This is a genomic window from Pseudoxanthomonas broegbernensis (assembly GCF_014202435.1).
Taxonomy (GTDB): Bacteria; Pseudomonadota; Gammaproteobacteria; order Xanthomonadales; family Xanthomonadaceae; genus Pseudoxanthomonas; species Pseudoxanthomonas broegbernensis.
Genome location: NZ_JACHGU010000001.1, coordinates 467088 through 485914 on the forward strand (window position 1 = coordinate 467088; position 18827 = coordinate 485914).

The window sequence follows — 18827 nt, forward strand, 5'->3', positions numbered from 1 at the left end:
CGCCCGCATTCCTGCCCCGCCGGTCGCCGCGCCGCGGAGCCGGCGGATGAACGCGGTGGTGCTGCAGGCCCGCGGCCTGCGCAAGTGCTTCGGTGCCACCGTGGCGCTGGACGGCGCCGGCCTGGACCTGCGCGCCGGCGAGATCCACGCGCTGATGGGCCAGAACGGCGCCGGCAAGTCGACCCTCATCAAGCTGCTCACCGGGGCCGAGGCGCCCGACGCCGGCAGCATCGCGTTGGATGGCCGCGCCATCGCCCCGGCCACGCCGCTGCAGGCGCAGCACGCGGGCATCGGCACGGTCTACCAGGAAGTGAACCTGTGCCCGAACCTGTCGGTGGCCGAGAACCTCTACGCGGGCCGCTATCCGCGCCGGCGCTGGAGCCGGCTGATCGACTGGCCGAAGGTGCGCGCGGGCGCCCGCGCGCTGCTGGCCGAGCTGCGCCTGGACATCGACGTCGACCTGCCGCTGGGCGGCTACCCGGTGGCGGTGCAGCAGATGGTGGCCATCGCCCGCGCGCTGGGCGTGTCGGCGCGGGTGCTGATCCTGGACGAGCCCACCTCCAGCCTGGACGAGGACGAGGTGGGCGAGCTGTTCGCAGTGATGCGCCGGCTGCGCGAGCGCGGCATGGCGATCCTGTTCGTCACCCATTTCCTGGACCAGGTGTACGCGGTGTCCGACCGCATCACCGTGCTGCGCAACGGCGCCCTGGTCGGCGAGTACCTGCCGGCCGCGCTGCCGCAGTCCGCGCTGGTGGCGGCAATGGTCGGGCGCCAGGTCGAGCTGGCCGCCGCGCGCGAGGCCGGGGACGCGCCGGCCGCCGGCGCGCGGGTGGTGGCCGAGGCGCGCGCGCTGGCGCGACGCGGCGGCCTGCATCCGGTGGACCTGCAGGTGCGCGCGGGCGAGGTGCTGGGGCTGGGCGGGCTGCTCGGTTCCGGGCGCACCGAACTGGCGCGGCTGCTGTTCGGGCTGGACCGCGCCGACGGCGGCGAGCTGCGCCTGGGCGGCGCGGCGGTGGACCTGCGCCACCCCGCCGAGGCGGTCGCCCATGGCCTGGCGCTGTGCCCGGAGGAGCGCAAGACCGAGGGCATCGTCGCCGGGCTGTCGGTGCGCGAGAACATCGTGCTGGCGCTGCAGGCGCGGCGCGGCGGGTGGCGGGCCTTGCCCCGGGGCGCGCAGGACGCGATGGCGCGGGAGTTCGTGGCCCTGCTCGGGATCAAGGCGCCCAGCATCGAGACGCCGGTGGACGCGCTGTCCGGCGGCAACCAGCAGAAGGTGGTGCTGGCGCGCTGGCTGGCCACCCGGCCCAGCCTGCTGATACTGGACGAGCCCACGCGCGGCATCGACGTCGCCGCCAAGCAGGAGATCATGGCCGAGGTGGTACGGCTGGCGCGGCGGGGCATGGCGGTGCTGTTCATCTCGGCCGAGATCGAGGAGCTGACGCGATTGAGCGACCGCATCGCGGTGATGCGCGAGCGGCGCAAGGCCGGCGAACTGCCGGGCGGAGGCGATGGCCGGCAGGTGCTCGAACTGATCGCCGGGCACGCGTGATGGAACGCAAGGACGTGCCGCCGGCACCCGCTTCGCCCCCGTCCGCGGCGCCCCTGCCGGCGGCGCGGCCCCCCCTGTCGCAGCGCATGCTGGCCCATCCGCTGCTGTGGCCGCTGCTGGCCCTGGCCCTGCTGCTGCTGGGCAACGCCGTGTTCAATCCCGGCTTCCTCGCCCTGCAATGGCGCGACGGCCACCTCTACGGCAACCTGGTCGACATTGCCAATCGCGCCGCGCCGCTGGCGCTGGTGTCGCTGGGCATGACCCTGGTGATCGCGGTGCGCGGGCTGGACATTTCGGTTGGCGCGGTACTGGCCATCGCCGCCACCGTGGCGGCCTGGAGCATCGCCCGGATGCAGGCCGGCGGGGCCGGCGACGGGCTGCTGCCGCTGCTGGCGGCGGTGATCTGCGCGCTGGGCGCCGCCACGCTGTGCGGGCTGTGGAACGGCCTGCTGGTGGTCAAGGCCGGCATGCAGCCGATCATCGCCACCCTGATCCTGATGGTGGCCGGGCGCGGCCTGGCGCAACTGGTCGCCGACGGGCAGGTCCTCACCATCTACTACGCGCCCTATGCGTTCCTGGGCAACGGCTTCCTGCTGGGGCTGCCGTTCTCGCTGTTCGTGGTCGCGGCGGTGTTCGCCGGCCTGAAGCTGCTGCTGGAGCGCACCGCGCTGGGACTGTTCGTGCGCGCCATCGGCCACAACCCGGTGGCCGCGCACGTGGCCGGGGTGCGCGCGCGCGCCATCACCCTGGCGCTGTACGTGTTCTGCGGCTTCAGCGCGGGCCTGGCCGGCCTGCTGGTCAGTTCCAACGTGGCCAGTGCCGATGCCAACAACGCGGGCCAGTTGCTGGAACTGGACGCGATCCTGGCGGTGGCGCTGGGCGGCGGCGCGCTGGCCGGCGGGCGCTTCAGCCTGGCCGGCAGCCTGGTCGGCGCGCTGATCATCCAGGCCCTGACCACCACCATCTACGCCGCCGGCGTGCCGCCGCAGGTCAACCTGGTGGTCAAGGCGCTGCTGGTGACCGCGGTGCTGCTGCTGCAGTCCCCGCGGTTCCGCGGGCAGGTGCGCGCGCTGGTGTCGCGCCCGGCCGCCGGAGGAGGCGCATGAGCGCGGCGCCGCCCGGTGCCGTGGCGTGGACCGGCATGCGCCGTCGCCTGCGCGACCCGGGCGTACTGTCGCTGGCGGTGACGGTGTCGCTGTTCGTGGCCATGTCGGCGGCGGGCGGCGGGCTGTACGACGGCTTCCTCGCGCCGCAGGTGTTCCTCAACCTGCTGATCGACAATGCCTTTCTGCTGATCGTCGCGGTGGGCATGACCTTCGTGATCCTCACCGGCGGCATCGACCTGTCGGTGGGCGCGGTGATCGCGTTCAGCACCGTGCTGCTGGCCAGCCTGGTGGAGCGGCACGGCTGGCACCCGCTGGCGGCCATCGCGCTGGTGCTGGCGCTGGGCACGGCCTTCGGCGCGCTGATGGGGATGCTGGTCCAGCGCTACCGGCTGCAACCGTTCGTGGTGACCCTGGCCGGCATGTTCCTGGCCCGTGGCGCGGCCACACTGGTGAGCGTGGATTCCATCGGCATCGGCCACGGGTTCCACGTGGCCGTGGCCAGCCTGCGCATCCCGCTGGGCGGTGGCGCATCGCTGTCGGCCGGTGCGGCGGTGGCGCTGGCGGTGGTGGCCGGCGGCGCGCTGCTGGCGGGCGCCACCCGCTTCGGACGCACGGTGTACGCGATCGGCGGCAGCGAGCAGTCGGCGGAGCTGATGGGCCTGCCGGTGGCCGCCACCCTGGTGCGGGTATATGCGCTCAGCGGTTTCTGCTCGGCGCTGGCCGGGGTGGTCTACACCTTCTACATGCTCAGCGGCTACAGCCTGCACGCGATGGGGCTGGAACTGGACGCGATTGCCGCGGTGGTCATCGGTGGCACCCTGCTGGCCGGCGGCCGCGGCTACGTGCTGGGCACCCTGTTCGGCGTGCTGGTGCTGGGGCTGATCCAGACCCTGATCGTGTTCGACGGCACCTTGAGCTCGTGGTGGACGCGCATCGCCATCGGCGTCCTGTTGCTGGCGTTCTGCCTGCTGCAGCGGCTGCTGGCGCGTCGCGAGCGCGTCGCGGGCGGATAGGCCGCCGGGGCGGGCATCCGCCGCGTACGCCGGACAGGGCGCGGATGCCGGTCCCGCCATCTCCGACGCCTATAATCGCTCCGGCCCGCGCGCCCTGGTTCTCCTGCGCGGGTCCGCCGATGGGGAATGGACGTGTCCGACGACATCACCAGGCTGCTGCATTCGTGGCGCGCGGGCGACCTGCAGGCGCGCGAGTCGCTGTTCGACTCGGTCTACGCGATGCTGCGCGACATGGCGGCCTCGCGCCTGGACCGGAGCCGCGGCGATGCGACGCTGCGGCCGACCTCGCTGGTGCACGAAGCGCTGCTGCGCATGCTGGGGCGGGAGGTCGGCTTTGCCGACCGCGCCCATTTCTTCGCCCTGGTGGCGCTGAAGATGCGGGCGGTGCTGGTGGACCACGCCCGCGCTTGCGCGGCGGCCAAGCGCGGCGGCGGCGCCATCAACGTCACCCTGTCGCACGTGGACGGCAGCGGCTACCGCGAGGACGCGGGCAACTACGACGTGCTGGCCCTGCACCAGGCGCTGGAGCGGCTGAGCGGGTACGACGAGCGCGCCGGGCGCGCGGTGGAACTGGCCTATTTCGGCGGCATGTCGCACGAGGAGATCGCCGCCGTGCTCGACGTCTCGGTGCCCACGGTGGACCGGGACCTGCGCTTCGCCAAGGCCTGGCTCAACCGGCAACTGGCGTCCTGATCCGGCCGCGCGCGCTCCGCCCCGCGACCGGACGACCCGTGCCGTCGCCGCTGCGGCGGGCATCGGTGGACGGCCGGCGTCAGACTTCCAGCGAGGCCAGGTCGCCCTTGGTCTCCAGCCACGCCTTCCGGTCTCCGGCCCGCTTCTTGGCCAGCAGCATGTCCATCAGCGCGCGGGTCTGCTCGCCGTCGTCCACGGTCAACTGCACCAGCCGGCGGGTGTCGGGATGGATGGTGGACTCGCGCAACTGCTGCGGGTTCATCTCGCCCAGGCCCTTGAAGCGGGTGACGCTGACGGCGCCCTTGATCTTCTCGCGCGCGATCTTCTCCAGCAGCAGGCGCTTCTCCTCCTCGTCCAGCGCGTAGAACACTTGCTTGCCCACGTCCACGCGGAACAAGGGCGGCATGGCCACGAACACGTGGCCGGCCGCCACCAGCGCCGGGAAGTGGCGCAGGAACAGCGCGCTGAGCAGGGTGGCGATGTGCAGGCCGTCGGAGTCTGCGTCGGCCAGGATCACGACCTTGCCGTAGCGCAGGCCCGAGATGTCGTCCTTGCCCGGGTCGCAGCCGATGGCGATGGCCAGGTTGTGCACTTCCTCGGAGGCCAGCACGGTGCTGCTGGCCACCTCCCAGGTGTTGAGGATCTTGCCGCGCAGCGGCAGGATCGCCTGGAAGTCCTTGTCGCGCGCCTGCCGCGCACTGCCCCCGGCCGAGTCGCCCTCCACCAGGAACAGCTCGGTGCGCGAGAGATCCTGGCTGATGCAGTCGGCCAGCTTGCCCGGCAGCGCCGGGCCCTGGGTGACCTTCTTGCGCACGATCTGCTTTTCGGTCTTCAGCCGCGCGCTCGCGCGTTCGATGGCGAGCTGGGCGATGCGCTCGCCCAGTTCCACGTGCTGGTTCAGCCACAGGCTGAAGGCGTCGTGGGCGGCGCCCTCGATGAAGCCGGCGGCCTGGCGCGAGCTCAGCCGCTCCTTGGTCTGGCCGCTGAACTGCGGGTCGGTCAACTTCACCGACAGGACGAAGGACACCCGGTCCCACACGTCCTCCGGCGCCAGCTTGACCCCGCGCGGCAACAGGTTGCGGAAGTCGCAGAACTCGCGCAGCGCCTCGGTCAGGCCCGAGCGCAGGCCGTTGACGTGGGTGCCGTGCTGGGCGGTGGGGATCAGGTTGACGTAGCTCTCCTGCACCAGCTCGCCTTCCGGGGCCCAGGCCACGGCCCAGTCCACCATCTCGGTGTCCTTCTTCAGCGCGCCGGTGAACAGGCCGGCCGGCAGCAACTCGCGCCCGGAGGGCTCGTTCTTCAGCAGTTCCTGCAGCAGGTAGGCGCGCAGCCCGTCCTCGTAGTGCCAGGCGTCGCGCTCGCCGGTGGCCTCGTCCAGCAGGGTCACGGTCAGGCCGGGGCACAGCACCGCCTTGGCCCGCAGCAGGTGGCGCAGCGCGCGCAGGTTGAACTTGGGCGTATCGAAGTACTTGGGGTCGGGCCAGAAGCGCAGGCGGGTGCCGCTGTTCCTTTTCCCGACCGCGCCGACCAGTTCCAGCGCCGTGGCGCGGTCGCCGTCGCGGAAGCCGATGCGATGCTCGCCGCCATCGCGCTTGATGTGCACCTCCAACCGCGTGGACAGCGCATTGACCACGCTCACGCCCACGCCGTGCAGGCCGCCGGAGAAGGTGTAGTTCTTGTTGCTGAACTTGCCGCCGGCGTGCAGCCGGGTGAGGATCAGCTCCACCCCCGGGATCTTCTCCTCCGGGTGGATGTCCACCGGCATGCCGCGGCCGTCGTCGGACACCTCGCAACTGCCGTCCCGGTACAGGACCACCGCGATTTCCCTGGCGTGCCCGGCCAGCGCCTCGTCCACCGCATTGTCGATGACCTCCTGCGCCAGGTGGTTGGGCCGGGTGGTGTCGGTGTACATGCCCGGGCGGCGCTTGACCGGGTCCAGGCCGGAGAGGACTTCGATGTCGGCGGCGTTGTAGCGGCTGCTCATGGAACCTTGCGGATGGCGCGGAAACGACGCGGAAGTGTGCGGCCTGGCCCCGGTTTTTGCACGCCCGGCACCGTTCAGGGCCGCGTCGGCGCGGGAGGCGTATAAGGGCGCCGTGACCGGGCCGAGGCCCCGGGCACTGGAAATGCCGCACCGTCGTCGCCATGTCTGCGGTTGCAACGATAGATGCGGGGCCCGCCCGCGAACGAGGAGGAGCGCATGAACCGACGTCTGTTCTGGAGTGCACTGGCCGCCGTGGCGGTCGTGGCCGCGGCGGTGCCGCTGCTGGCGCTGGCGCAGAACCGTCCTTCCCAGGGCCAGCCGGGCGCCCAGCAGGGCGCGCTGGCCGAGCACAAGGCGCAGGAGCAGCGCGAGCGCGACGAGGCCGCCGAGCGCGCCAAGCGCCGCGAGGCCGCCCGCACCGGGCAGGACAGCCGCGCCAAGGCCCGGCCGCAGAAGGAAGAGGAAGAAGAAGAGCGCGGGCGGCGCTGAACGGCCGCCCCGCCGGGGCCGCAACGGCCGGCGGGACCCGCTTTCCGGGCCGGCGTGGAGGGCGCGCTCGCGGGCGTCCGCTTGGGCAATCCCGGGCCACCCGCTAAACTACGGGTTTCCGGAGCCCCGCCATGACTCCCCTGATATTCGTGACCGGCGGCGTCGTGTCCTCGCTAGGCAAGGGCATCGCCGCCGCTTCGCTTGCGTCCATCCTCGAAGCGCGTGGCCTGAAGGTCACGATGATGAAGCTGGACCCCTACATCAACGTGGACCCGGGCACGATGAGCCCGTTCCAGCACGGCGAGGTGTACGTCACCGACGACGGCGCCGAGACCGACCTGGACCTGGGCCACTACGAGCGCTTCGTCCGCACCCGGCTCAGCCGCAGGAACTCCGTGACGACGGGGCGGATCTACGAGAGCGTGATCCGCAAGGAGCGCCGTGGCGACTATCTCGGCGCCACCGTGCAGGTGATCCCGCACATCACCGACGAGATCAAGCGCTGCATCGACGAGGCCACCGAGGGCTTCGACGTGGCCCTGGTCGAGATCGGCGGCACCGTGGGCGACATCGAGTCGCTGCCGTTCCTGGAGGCGATCCGCCAGATCCGCGCCGAGCGCGGCCCGGACAAGGCGCTGTTCATGCACCTGACCCTGGTGCCGTACATCGCCGCGGCCGGCGAACTGAAGACCAAGCCGACCCAGCACTCGGTCAAGGAGCTGCGCTCCATCGGCATCCAGCCCGACGTGCTGCTGTGCCGCTCCGAGCAGCCGCTGCCGGACGGCGAGCGCCGCAAGATCGCCCTGTTCACCAACGTGCCCGAGCGCGCGGTGATCTCGGTGCAGGACGTGGACGTGCTGTACAAGCTGCCGCTGGAACTGCACGCGCAGGGCCTGGACACGCTGGTCGTGGACCGCCTGCGCCTGCCTTCCGTGCAGGCGCCGGACCTGGGTGAATGGGAAGCGGCGGTCGATGCCACCGTGCACCCGGTGGACGAAGTCACCGTGGCGGTGGTCGGCAAGTACGTGGACCACAAGGACGCGTACAAGTCGGTGGGCGAGGCGCTCAAGCACGGCGGCCTGCGCCAGCGCACCAAGGTCAACCTGAAGTGGCTGGAATCGCAGGACGTGGAGGCCGGTGCCGAGGCGCTGCTGGGCGACGTCGACGGCATCCTGGTGCCGGGCGGCTTCGGCGACCGCGGCTTCGAGGGCAAGGTGCTGACCTCCCGGTACGCGCGCGAGCACGGCGTGCCGTACTTCGGCATCTGCTACGGCATGCAGGCGGCGGTGGTGGACTATGCCCGCCACGTGGCCGGCCTGGAGGGCGCCAACAGCACCGAGAACGACAAGCAGTGCGAGCATCCGGTGATCGGCCTGATCACCGAGTGGCGCACCGCCAGCGGCGAGGTGGAGCAGCGCAGCGAGGGCTCGGACCTGGGCGGCACCATGCGCCTGGGCCTGCAGGAGCAGCGGCTCAAGCCCGGCACCCTGGCGCGCGAGCTGTACGGCAAGGACGTGGTCGCCGAGCGCCACCGCCACCGCTACGAGTTCAACAACCGCTACCGCACCCAGTTGGAGGACGCCGGCCTGGTCATCTCGGCCAAGTCGATGGACGACCTGCTGGTGGAGATGGTGGAGCTGCCGCGCGGCGCGCACCCGTGGTTCCTGGCCTGCCAGGCGCATCCGGAATTCCTGTCCACGCCGCGGGACGGCCATCCGCTGTTCGTCGGCTTCATCCGCGCCGCGCGCGAGAAGAAGGCCGGCGGCAAGTTGCTGAAGGAAGCGCGGGCCTGAGCCCGCGGCCGGCGGCGCGGACGGTTCCGCGCCACCGCCCTACCGATCGCGTCGGCGACCGGAGTCGTGATCGCGGTCGCGCCCGTGCCGACGGCGGCCCCCAGAGAGGAATGAGCCAATGAAGCTGTGCGGATTCGAGGTCGGCCTGGACCGGCCGCTGTTCCTGATCGCCGGGCCCTGCGTGATCGAGTCGATGCAGTTGCAGCTCGACGTCGCCGGCCGGCTGAAGGAGATCACCGGCAGGCTGGGGATGAACTTCATCTTCAAGTCCAGCTTCGACAAGGCCAACCGCACCTCCGGCACCAGCTTCCGCGGGCCGGGCATGGAAGAGGGGCTGAAGGTGCTGGCCGAGGTGAAGCGGCAGCTCGGCGTGCCGGTACTGACCGACGTGCACGAGTACACGCCGATGGACGAAGTCGCCTCCGTCGTGGACGTGCTGCAGACCCCGGCCTTCCTGGTGCGCCAGACCGACTTCATCAAGAAGGTGTGCGCCGCCGGCCGGCCGGTCAACATCAAGAAGGGCCAGTTCCTGTCGCCATGGGACATGAAGCCGGTGGTGGAGAAGGCACGGTCCACCGGCAACGAGCAGCTCCTGGTGTGCGAGCGCGGCGCCAGCTTCGGCTACAACAACCTGGTCAGCGACATGCGCTCGCTGAGCGTGATGCGCGAGACCGGCTGCCCGGTGGTGTTCGATGCCACCCATTCGGTGCAGTTGCCGGGCGGTCAGGGCACCAGTTCCGGCGGCCAGCGGGAGTTCGTGCCGGTGCTGGCGCGCGCGGCGGTGGCGGTGGGCGTGTCCGGCCTGTTCGCCGAGACCCATCCCGACCCGGCCAAGGCCCTGTCCGACGGCCCCAACGCCTGGCCGCTGGGGCGCATGGAGGAACTGCTGGAAACCCTGCTGGAACTGGATGCGGTGACCAAGAAGCACGGCTTCGCCGAGCAGTCGCTGTAGCCCTGTCCCGGCGGCGCGTCCCGCCGCCCGGGCACCCTTCGCCCCCGATGCTCGGCACGCCGGGCCCCGGGATGGTTCCAGGCGAAGGCGCACGCATGCGATTCCCCGCCTGACGGCCCGCGGAGCGCCCGGATGCTTTCCCCGGCAACCGAACCGGCGGCCGCAAGTGACGGAAAACAGGGGCAATGCGCGGCAGGAGGGGCCAGGCTCCGTTAAACTCTCGCCCGACTCCACCCCACCGGACGTTTGCGCTTCCATGACCAGCATCGCCAAGATCCACGCCCGCGAAATCCTCGACAGCCGCGGCAATCCCACCCTCGAAGCCGAGGTCACCCTGGCCGACGGCTCCTTCGGGCGCGCCGCGGTACCGTCCGGCGCCTCGACCGGCACCAAGGAAGCGGTGGAGCTGCGCGACGGCGACAAGATCCGCTACCTGGGCAAGGGCGTGAAGAACGCGGTCGCCAACGTCAACGGTGCCATCGCCGCCGCGCTGGCCGGCTTCGACGCGGCCGACCAGCAGGGCCTGGACCGCCGCATGATCGACCTGGACGGTACCGAGAACAAGGGCCGCCTGGGCGCCAACGCGCTGCTGGGCGTGTCGCTGGCCACCGCCCATGCCGTGGCCGCTTCCAGGAAGCAGCCGCTGTGGCGCTATCTGGCCACCCTTTCCGGGACGGCCGAGTCCGACGTCTCGCTGCCGGTGCCGATGATGAACATCATCAACGGCGGCGCCCATGCCGACAACAACGTCGACTTCCAGGAGTTCATGGTCCTGCCGGTCGGCGCGTCCTCGTTCTCCGAGGCGCTGCGCACCGGCACCGAGATCTTCCATTCGCTCAAGTCGGTGCTCAAGGGCCACGGTCTGAGCACCGCGGTCGGCGACGAGGGCGGCTTCGCCCCGGACTTCCGCAGCAACGTCGAAGCGCTGGACACCATCCTGGAGGCCATCGGCAAGGCCGGCTACACCGCCGGCGAGGACGTGCTGCTGGGCCTGGACGTGGCCTCCTCGGAGTTCTTCGACAACGGCAAGTACCACCTGGTCGGCGAGAACAAGCGCCTGACCAGCGAGCAGTTCGTCGACTTCCTGGCCGACTGGGCCGCCCGCTACCCGATCGTCACCATCGAGGACGGCCTGGCCGAGGACGACTGGGCCGGCTGGAAGCTGCTCACCGAGCGCATCGGCGACAAGGTGCAGTTGGTCGGCGACGACCTGTTCGTGACCAACCCGAAGATCCTCAAGCAGGGCATCGAGTCGGGCACCGCCAACGCGATCCTGATCAAGGTCAACCAGATCGGCACCCTGACCGAGACCCTGGAGGCCATCGCCATGGCCCATGCCGCCAAGTACGCGGCCATCGTCTCGCACCGCTCGGGCGAGACCGAGGACACCACGATCTCCGACATCGCCGTGGCCACCACCGCCACCCAGATCAAGACCGGCTCGCTGTGCCGCAGCGACCGCGTGGCCAAGTACAACCAGTTGCTGCGCATCGAGGAAGCGCTGGGCGCCTCGGCCCGCTACGCCGGCCGCGACGCGTTCGTCTCGCTCAAGCGCTGACGCGGAAGCCATGCGCATCCTGCGCTGGGTGCTGCTGGGGCTGGTGCTGCTGCTGGGATGGCTGCAGTACCGGCTCTGGTTCGGCACCGGCAGCGCGGGCGAGGTGGCGGCGCTGCGTTCCCAGGTCGAGGGCCAGCGCCGCGAGAACGAGGGCCTGCAGGAGCGCAACGCCGCGCTGGCGGCCGAGGTGCGCGACCTGAAGGAAGGCGTGGCCGCCGTCGAGGAACGGGCGCGCAGCGAACTGGGGATGATCCGGCCCGGGGAAGTGTTCTACCGCGTGGTCGAGGACCCGGCGCAACGCACCACGGTGCCGCCGGCCGCCGAGCCCGGCACGGATGGACCCGCCGGGGAGGCGGACTGATGTCCCAGGTATGGGCGGTGGTGCCGGCGGCCGGGCAGGGCATGCGTTTCGGCGGGCAGGTGCCCAAGCAATACCAGGAGGTGGCCGGCCGGCCGCTGCTGGCCTACACGCTGGACGCGCTGCTGGGGCATCCGGCGGTGGCGGGCGCGGTGCTGGCCCTGTCGGCCGGCGACCCCCATTGGCCCGGCTGGCGCGAGCATGCCGGCAAGCCGCTGCTGGCATGCACCGGCGGGGACAGCCGCGCCGCCTCGGTGCTGGCGGCGCTGGCGGCGCTGCCCGACTCGGTGCGCGCGGACGATTTCGTCCTGGTCCACGATGCGGCGCGGCCGAACCTGGCGCCGGGCGACCTGGAACAGCTCCTGGAGCGCGGCCGCGCCGATCCGGTCGGCGCGATCCTGGCCGCGCCGGTGCGCGATACCCTCAAGCGTGCGGGCGACGATGGCGGCATCGACGGCACCGAGCCACGCGAACGCCTCTGGCGCGCGCTCACGCCGCAGTTGTTCCGGCGCCTGCAGCTCACCCGCGCCCTGGAGGCCGCCGCGGCCGCCGGCGTGGACGTCACCGACGAGGCCATGGCGCTGGAACGCCAGGGGCTGCGCCCCCTGCTGATCGAGGGTGGCGAGGACAACTTCAAGGTCACCACCCCGGCCGACCTGGCCCGTTTCGAGTTCGAGCTTTCCCGGCGCACTTCCCCGTAGGAGCCGACTCCGGTCGGCGAAAGGCCCCGGAGCCATGAAACGAAACGGCGCACCCGCCGGCCCTGTCCCGTCCCCGCGGATGGGGGGGCTCGCGCCGCTGTCCTTCCTTCCACTCCCGATGCGGCCCGGCCCGGGCCTCGCAGGTTCCCGCTTCAGTCGGCGGCCTGGCGTGAACCGGGAATGCCAGGGCTTGCGGGCAGGCCGGTCGCCGGCGCCGCTTCCGGTGCGCGTGCGGCATACAGCCCGAACACCGCGCCAGTGAACCCCCCGGCCCTGGCCGTGCTCAGCAACGTACCGTCCAGGCCTTCGGACAGGCTGCGCCACTGGCCGGGCTGGAGCGCGTATTCGAAGTCGTACTTCGCGCCGCGCGCACGGATGCGCAACTGCACGGACGCCTCGGCGGAGGGAAGGGGAACGGCCAGCAGCCGCTCGCCTTCCGGCGCGGCCTCGCGGCGGTCGCGGCGGAACAGGGCGATCACCGGCGCGCCGGCCTCGCGCGTCACCGCCAGCAGGTACCAATGGTCCTCGTTCTGGAATGCGGCCAGCCCGGCGGTATCGCCGTCGCGCTGCGGCGAGAAGCGCAGGGACGTGGTGGCGGTCGCGTCCTGGTGCTGCTGGCGCCGTGCCAGGAACGAGGGGTTGTCGCGCTCGCCCAGGCGGACCGGACGCGCCCGCAGGTGCAGCGCGCCGCCTTCCAGCCGGTACCAGCGCTCGCGGGGGGTGCGCACCGTCATCCAATACAGCGGCAGCCGCTGCGCGTCGAACTCGTCCTCGATGGCGAAGCCGCCGCGTGTCGGCAGCGCGGCCGTACCCGCGGGCAGCTTCGGTGCGTCCAGCACGTAGGGGACGGTTTCGCCGGGCGCGGTGATGCGCGGCCAGCCATCCTGCCAGTGGACCGGCAGCAGGAAGGTCTCGCGGCCGGTGTTGACGTAGTGGCCGTCCAGCGGCGGATAGGGGCGGTTGCCCAGGAACACCGCCCACCAGTCGCCGTCCTGGGTCTGCACCAGGTCGGCATGGCCGGCCGAGGTGATCGGGAACGGGCGTTCGCGCGGCAGGTCGGACTGGGTCAGGATGGGGTTGTCCTTCCAGGGTTCGTAAGGCCCGGTCACCCGGCGGCTGCGCAGCGCCACCTGGCGGTGGCCTTCGCCGGTGCCGCCCTCGGCGGCGACCAGGTAGTACCAGCCGTCCTTCTTGTACAGGTGCGGGCCTTCGACGTACTCGGGCCGGTCCGCCGGCACCCCCCCGCCGTCCAGGATCACCCGGCGCGGGCCGGTGGTGCGCATGGCCTTCGGATCGAACTCCTGCAGCCACACCGCGCGATGGCCCTCGTAGCGCAATGGGCCGGCGGGCACGTCGTTGTTGACGATCCAGGCGCGCCCGTCGTCGTCGAAGAACAGGGAAGGATCGATGCCGCCGCCCAGGTCCGGCAGCCAGACCGGGTCGGACCACGGGCCGGCCGGGTCGGCGGCGGTGATCACGAAGTTGCCGCCGCAGGAAGGAAAGCAGGTGTTGACGATCCAGAAGCGGCCGTCGTGGTGCTCGATCGCGGGCGCGAACACCCCGTTCACCAGGTCATGCCTGCCGAAATCGAGTTGGTCGGGGCGGTCGATGGCGTTGCCGATCTGGGTCCAGTTCACCAGGTCGCGGCTGTGGAACACGGGGATGCCGGGGAACCAGCCGAAGGTCGAGGCGACCAGGTAGTAGTCCCCGCCGACCCGCACGACGCTCGGGTCCGGGTAGAAGCCCTTCAGCACCGGGTTGCGGAACTGGCCGGCGGCCAGCGGGTGAGCTGCGTCGGCCGGGTCGCTGCCTTGGTAGTGGAACCGATCGAACGTCGCCTCCAGCCCGTGGCCGGACGCGGCGACCGGCGCAGGCGCGAGCAGCGCGGCCAGCAGCGTGGCGCAGGCGGTGCGGGAAAGGCCCATGGTTCCCTCGTTTCGATAGGCGGCGCGTGCCGGTTCCAGCGCGCGACCGTAGCAGCCGCCGGTGCCGGCATGGCAGGGCTGCCGCCGGGGAATACGTGCCGGCCTGCGCCGCGGGCGCCGGGAGCCGGCCCGGTCGCGCCGACTATCATGTCCCCATGAAGGCACGACTGATCGCCACCGGCGAGCGCGCCCCGTCCTGGGTGGCGGAGGGCTTCGGCGAGTACCGCAAGCGGCTCTCGCACTGGTTGCCGCTAGAACTGGTGGAGGTGGAGCCGGGCCTGCGCGGCAAGGGCCGCGACCGGCAGCGCGCGATCGAGGACGAAGGCCGGCGCGTGCTGGCGGCCCTGCCGAAGAACGCGCACGTCGTCGCCCTGGACATCCCCGGCAGGCCCTGGACGTCGGAGCAACTGGCCGGACGCATGGAGCACTGGCGCGGGCAGGGCCGCGACCTGGCCTTCCTGATCGGCGGGCCGGAGGGCCATGCCCCCGACGCGCTGGCGGCGGCCACGGAGTCCTGGTCGCTGGGTCCGCTGACCCTGCCGCACATGCTGGTGCGCCTGGTGGTGGCCGAGCAGCTCTACCGGGCGGCGGCGCTGCTGGCCAATCATCCGTATCACCGGGGGTAGATCCTATTCAGTTCCCATTGAAACTGAATAGGGGGAAAAAAGAAAAGATGGTTTCGGAAGACTCCAATTGGGCGGAAAAACGTTATATTCGGGTTAACCGGGGATGCCGTTGCTGCGGCTATCCGGGATGCTTCAGCCCGGTGTCGGGCATCTGTCCCATCCGTCAACGTCTAAGAGAGAGGCTTATATCGTGGCCAATTCCCAGAGTTCCCGTATTGCAAAAGGCCTTACGCGGACCGCGCTCAGTGTTGCTTTAGGCTTGTGCTTTGCGGGTGCCGTACAGGCACAGAGCACTACCGGCAACATCTATGGTTCCGTCGCAGCCGGCGAGGGCAGCGCAATCGCCGTGACCAATGACAGTGGTTTCAATCGCACTGTCTCCGTCGACTCGTCCGGCCGCTACAACATCAGCTCGCTGCCGGTCGGCACCTATACGGTTACGCTGCAACGCGATGGCCAGGCGGTCGCCACGCGCAACATAACTGTCCGCGTGGGTGCGGGTGTCAATGTCTCTTTCGAAGATGCGACCACCCTTGCGACGGTAACCGTCACCGGGGCAAACGTTGCCCCCATCGATATTACGGCGCTGGATACCCGCACCGTCATCACCGCCGAGCAGTTGGAGCGTTTGCCGGTGGCCCGTTCGGCCGAAGCGATTGCTCTTCTGGCCCCCGGCGCGGTATCCGGAGCGGGCGGCTACTTTGGGAGGCTCGTCTCCTTCGGTGGTGCGGGCATCTCCGAGAATGCCTATTACGTGAACGGTTATTTCACCGGTGAGCCGTTGTCGAATCTTGGCGGCGTGACTCTGCCGTATGGGGCGATCGAGCAACAGGAAACCTATACCGGTGGTTACAGTGCGAAGTACGGGCGTTCCGATGGCGGCGTAATCAGCCAGATCGGCAAGCGCGGTACCAATAAGTGGGAGTTCGGTGGTCAAGTGGCCTTCGTGCCCAAGTCCTTGCGTGAGCAGAACGAGGATCTTTACCTTCCGGATATCGACCTGGCCAAGGCCAATTCCAATCCGAATATTCCGATCAATCCCGATACCGGCGAGCGTTACCAGTATGCCTATGAAGATCCAACGGCTGCGGGCACGCTTTACACGACGGGCAAGGGGGAATCCCATGAAAACATCACCTACAGCGCGTATGTGGGCGGCCCCATTATTCGTGATCGACTGTTCTTCTTCCTGAGCGCAGAGGCATACAAGGAGGATACCGTCATCAACCCCACAACGCTGGGTACTCCCCGAGTGACCAAGCGTGGGCTTGACGATCCTCGCCTTTATGCAAAGCTGGATTGGAACATAACCGATGATCACATGCTCGAATTCACTTATATGAAGGAAGAATACGAGCGTACTGGGAAGTTCTATGACCTTGATACGGGTGATCGGCTGGAGGCGGTTGAGAATTCCATCAATAGGGATAGTGAATACAATATCCTGAAGTACACGGGATATCTCAGCGACAATATTACATTCAGTGCGGTATACGGAGAGAGCGACTATATCTATAAGAATCTCCCCAAGATCATCGCTGGGGTTCCTTATGTTACTTCAACCACTCTGCAGGATCCGTCCATCACGGGCGGCACTCCCATTCCCAACCGGCAGGGCGGTTATCAGGCGAGGGATGCCCGAGACAAGACGAAGGGCCTTCGTGCCGACCTGGAGTGGGTGCTCGGTGACCACACGCTTACCTTGGGCGTGGACAATATCGAGTTTGATGCCAAGAACGAAGGCACTTCTCAATTGGCCGATTATTGGCAGTACCAGCGTTTGGCCAATCCGAACGGCAATATTTCGGGAGGCTTGGGTGTTGGCGCGCCCGGCGGGGATGGCTACTACGTACGCCAGTTGAAGTATTTCAACAACACCAACATGTCGTTGGAGCAGAAGGCTTGGTACCTGGAGGATCGTTGGCAGATCACCGATAACTTCCTGCTGTCGCTGGGTGTTCGCAACGACAAGTTCACTAACAAGAACGAGTTCGGCGAAGCGTATATGGACGCCAAGGATCAATGGGCGCCACGCATCGGCGCTACTTGGGATGTGTTTGGCGACTCTTCGTTCAAGGTGTTCGCAAACGCCGGCCGCTACTTCCTGGCCATGCCCAACAATGTGGCCATTCGTGGTGCCTCGGCCTCTACCTACACTTGGGAGTACTTCACCTACAACGGTATCGATTCCGACGGGCGTCCCACTGGCCTGACTCCCGTTCCCGGGATCAATGGCGGGCCGGCTCCTGGCCCTGTATCCGGGAACCTGGAGACGGGCGCCAGGATCGATGTGCAGTCCTTCGCCCCGTCCGACCTGAAGAATATGTACCAAGACGAATTCATCTTGGGCATGGAGACGATGTTCACGGAGAATACCGTGCTGGGTGCCAAGGTCACCTATCGCGATCTGAAGTCTTCGATCGACGACTTCTGCGGCTACGACGACCTAGCGGCGGCAGCCGGACTTGAGGCTTATGCGATCGATTGGGCGGCAGGCAAAGTCCTGGCCGAGGACGCCAATGGCAATGGCTATCAGGTTTCTGCTTGCTACATGTTCAACCCGGGTGGCAGCAACACCTATAGCTTTGTCCAGATCGACGCCGATGGAAATCCCACCGGGCAGCGGCTTGAGAAGAAGATCAGCGCTGCCGAATTGGGTTTCACCGATAGCATGAAGCGCAAGTACACCGCGCTTGACATCTACTGGGAGCGTCCCTGGGACGGGAAGTGGGAAGCCCGCGTGGACTACACCTTCAGTTTCAGTAAGGGCAACAACGAAGGTCAGGTGAAGTCCGAGTTCGGACAGGACAACATTTCCAAGACCCAGGACTGGGACGTTGCGGAAATGATGCGCTACTCCTATGGCTATCTCGCCAATGACCGTCGTCATCAGATGAAGGCACGCGGCAGCTACGCCATCACTCCGGAATGGAGCGTCGGCGGCAATCTCCGTGTCCAGTCGGGCATGCCCATCAGTTGCTTGGGCTTCTATAACCCGGATGGAAGCATCGATGAGACGTCGGAGGATGCCGATCCGGTGGGTTACGGCGCCAGCTACCACACGTGCTTCGGTGAGATCGCCAAGCCGGGCAGCCAGCGCACACCATGGACCAAGTCGATTGATCTGGGCGTTACCTACAAGCCCCAGTGGTTCGAAAATCTGACGCTGGGCGTGCAGGTGTTCAATGTGATGAACGACAACAAGCCCCTGCAGGTGGATGTGACTTCGGAGGCCGATGCGGGATACACCGTGTCGAATACCTACATGTTGCCCATCGCCAGGCAGACTCCGCGTTACGTGATGTTTACGGCTTCGCTGGCTTTCTGATCGCGGCGGATGCGCAGACTCATGAATTGACTTTGCAATAATCGCTGTGTAATTGAACCGGCCCCTTCTAAGGGGCCGGTTTTTTTATTTCTCGGATGAGCTTATCCGTGAATTATGTGGCTTTCCCTCAAGGGCCCATATCCCGCATGACGTGGAGCGATTTCGTACTGGACCTGGCGTGCCGGGACTGCCAGTTTTCGTTACGCTGGCTGCAGTTTTCTTACGGTTTGGAACCATCGCATGTGCCCGTGGCCGCCGGTACGAGCGCGGCCCTCGCCGAGGACCTGCATGGTTCCCGCCTGGAGAACCAGGAGGCCGGTCTTTGGCATCCCTGGCCAGCCGGACAAAGCCGAGGGCGGCCATCGCGGGCCTCGGCTATCGCGGCAGGGAGGTCGGCGGCGTCGATGTTGTGCGCCAGGGTAAACCTGAAGTCGCAGACACACGCCGACAGCGGGCGTGCGTGAAGCGGCGGCAGGCGGTCGAGCCGGTGATCGGGCATCTGAAGGACGACTGCCGCTATGCCGCTGCCCCCTCAAGGGCGCCGATGGCGACGCACTGCACGTAATCGCCTGCGGCCGGGTACAACATCCGCTGGCTGCTGCGGTGAATCGTAATTCTTGCGCGCCTGGATACGAGCAACGGCAATCCGGCCCGTTTCAAAGCGGCAAGATCAGTACATCACCGCGGCGGCCCGAGACAGATTCTCCAGGGCCGACTTATGAGAAGCGGGTACTGGCTTCCTGGTAATCATC

General features: G+C 68.6%; 14 protein-coding genes and 1 pseudogene. 13 read left to right on the top strand and 2 right to left on the bottom strand.

The window, feature by feature from the left end; translation table 11 throughout:
- Nucleotides 1–46 precede the first annotated feature (46 nt).
- The 4 genes from HNR76_RS02035 (at nt 47) to HNR76_RS02050 (ending at nt 4361) form a co-directional block, all read left to right on the top strand.
- The gene (locus HNR76_RS02035) at nt 47–1549 is read left to right on the top strand and encodes a sugar ABC transporter ATP-binding protein (protein WP_183982057.1); all 1503 of its coding nucleotides are present in this window, start codon (nt 47–49) and stop codon (nt 1547–1549) included.
- Complete coding sequence (locus HNR76_RS02040; protein ID WP_162311267.1) at nt 1549–2655, top strand: ABC transporter permease; 1107 nt, start codon at nt 1549–1551, stop codon at nt 2653–2655. The genes HNR76_RS02035 and HNR76_RS02040 overlap by 1 nt, the downstream gene beginning before the upstream one ends.
- On the top strand, nt 2652–3668 hold the full coding sequence (yjfF, locus tag HNR76_RS02045; RefSeq protein ID WP_162311268.1) for a galactofuranose ABC transporter, permease protein YjfF: 1017 nt from the start codon (nt 2652–2654) through the stop codon (nt 3666–3668). The genes HNR76_RS02040 and yjfF overlap by 4 nt, the downstream gene beginning before the upstream one ends.
- Before the next feature lie 126 nt (nt 3669–3794).
- A complete protein-coding gene (locus HNR76_RS02050; protein WP_162311269.1) occupies nt 3795–4361 on the top strand; it encodes an ECF-type sigma factor in 567 nt (188 codons plus the stop codon).
- Nucleotides 4362–4440: 79 nt separating this feature from the next.
- Here the strand turns inward: HNR76_RS02050 and parE are convergent, their stop codons facing one another.
- Nucleotides 4441–6345 carry a DNA topoisomerase IV subunit B gene (parE, locus tag HNR76_RS02055; protein ID WP_162311270.1) on the bottom strand — a complete coding sequence of 635 codons (1905 nt, stop codon included), beginning with the start codon at nt 6343–6345 and terminating at the stop codon, nt 4441–4443.
- A 216-nt stretch (nt 6346–6561) separates the two neighbouring features.
- Between parE and HNR76_RS02060 the strand changes: the two genes are divergently transcribed.
- The 6 genes from HNR76_RS02060 (at nt 6562) to ispD (ending at nt 12196) form a co-directional block, all read left to right on the top strand.
- Entirely contained in the window at nt 6562–6834 is a 273-nt protein-coding gene (locus HNR76_RS02060) for a hypothetical protein (RefSeq protein WP_162311271.1), read from the top strand.
- 131 nt (nt 6835–6965) lie between these two features.
- The gene (gene pyrG, locus HNR76_RS02065) at nt 6966–8627 is read left to right on the top strand and encodes a CTP synthase (protein WP_162311272.1); all 1662 of its coding nucleotides are present in this window, start codon (nt 6966–6968) and stop codon (nt 8625–8627) included.
- Nucleotides 8628–8745: 118 nt separating this feature from the next.
- Entirely contained in the window at nt 8746–9579 is an 834-nt protein-coding gene (gene kdsA, locus HNR76_RS02070) for a 3-deoxy-8-phosphooctulonate synthase (RefSeq protein ID WP_162311273.1), read from the top strand.
- Nucleotides 9580–9835: 256 nt separating this feature from the next.
- Nucleotides 9836–11137: a phosphopyruvate hydratase gene (gene eno, locus HNR76_RS02075; RefSeq protein ID WP_162311274.1), complete on the top strand. Its 1302-nt coding sequence runs from the start codon at nt 9836–9838 to the stop codon at nt 11135–11137.
- Nucleotides 11138–11147: 10 nt separating this feature from the next.
- Nucleotides 11148–11498: a cell division protein FtsB gene (ftsB, locus tag HNR76_RS02080; RefSeq protein WP_162311275.1), complete on the top strand. Its 351-nt coding sequence runs from the start codon at nt 11148–11150 to the stop codon at nt 11496–11498.
- Nucleotides 11498–12196 (top strand): 2-C-methyl-D-erythritol 4-phosphate cytidylyltransferase, encoded by a 699-nt coding sequence (gene ispD / locus HNR76_RS02085; RefSeq protein WP_162311276.1) that lies wholly within the window; start codon nt 11498–11500, stop codon nt 12194–12196. The genes ftsB and ispD overlap by 1 nt, the downstream gene beginning before the upstream one ends.
- 152 nt (nt 12197–12348) lie before the next feature.
- On the opposite strand, the gene HNR76_RS02090 is transcribed toward ispD, so the two are convergent.
- Nucleotides 12349–14121, bottom strand: coding sequence for a glycoside hydrolase family 43 protein (locus tag HNR76_RS02090; protein ID WP_162311277.1), 1773 nt, complete (start codon nt 14119–14121; stop codon nt 12349–12351).
- A gap of 155 nt (nt 14122–14276) precedes the next feature.
- On the opposite strand from HNR76_RS02090, the gene rlmH reads away from it, so the two are divergent.
- The 3 genes and pseudogenes from rlmH to HNR76_RS02105 form a co-directional block, all read left to right on the top strand.
- On the top strand, nt 14277–14747 hold the full coding sequence (gene rlmH / locus HNR76_RS02095) for a 23S rRNA (pseudouridine(1915)-N(3))-methyltransferase RlmH (protein WP_162311278.1): 471 nt from the start codon (nt 14277–14279) through the stop codon (nt 14745–14747).
- A 127-nt stretch (nt 14748–14874) separates the two neighbouring features.
- Complete coding sequence (locus HNR76_RS02100) at nt 14875–18075, top strand: TonB-dependent receptor (protein WP_162311289.1); 3201 nt, start codon at nt 14875–14877, stop codon at nt 18073–18075.
- Between the two features lie 349 nt (nt 18076–18424).
- Nucleotides 18425–18679, top strand: a pseudogene (locus HNR76_RS02105) (transposase); the annotation flags it as partial.
- Between the last annotated feature and the right edge of the window lie 148 nt (nt 18680–18827).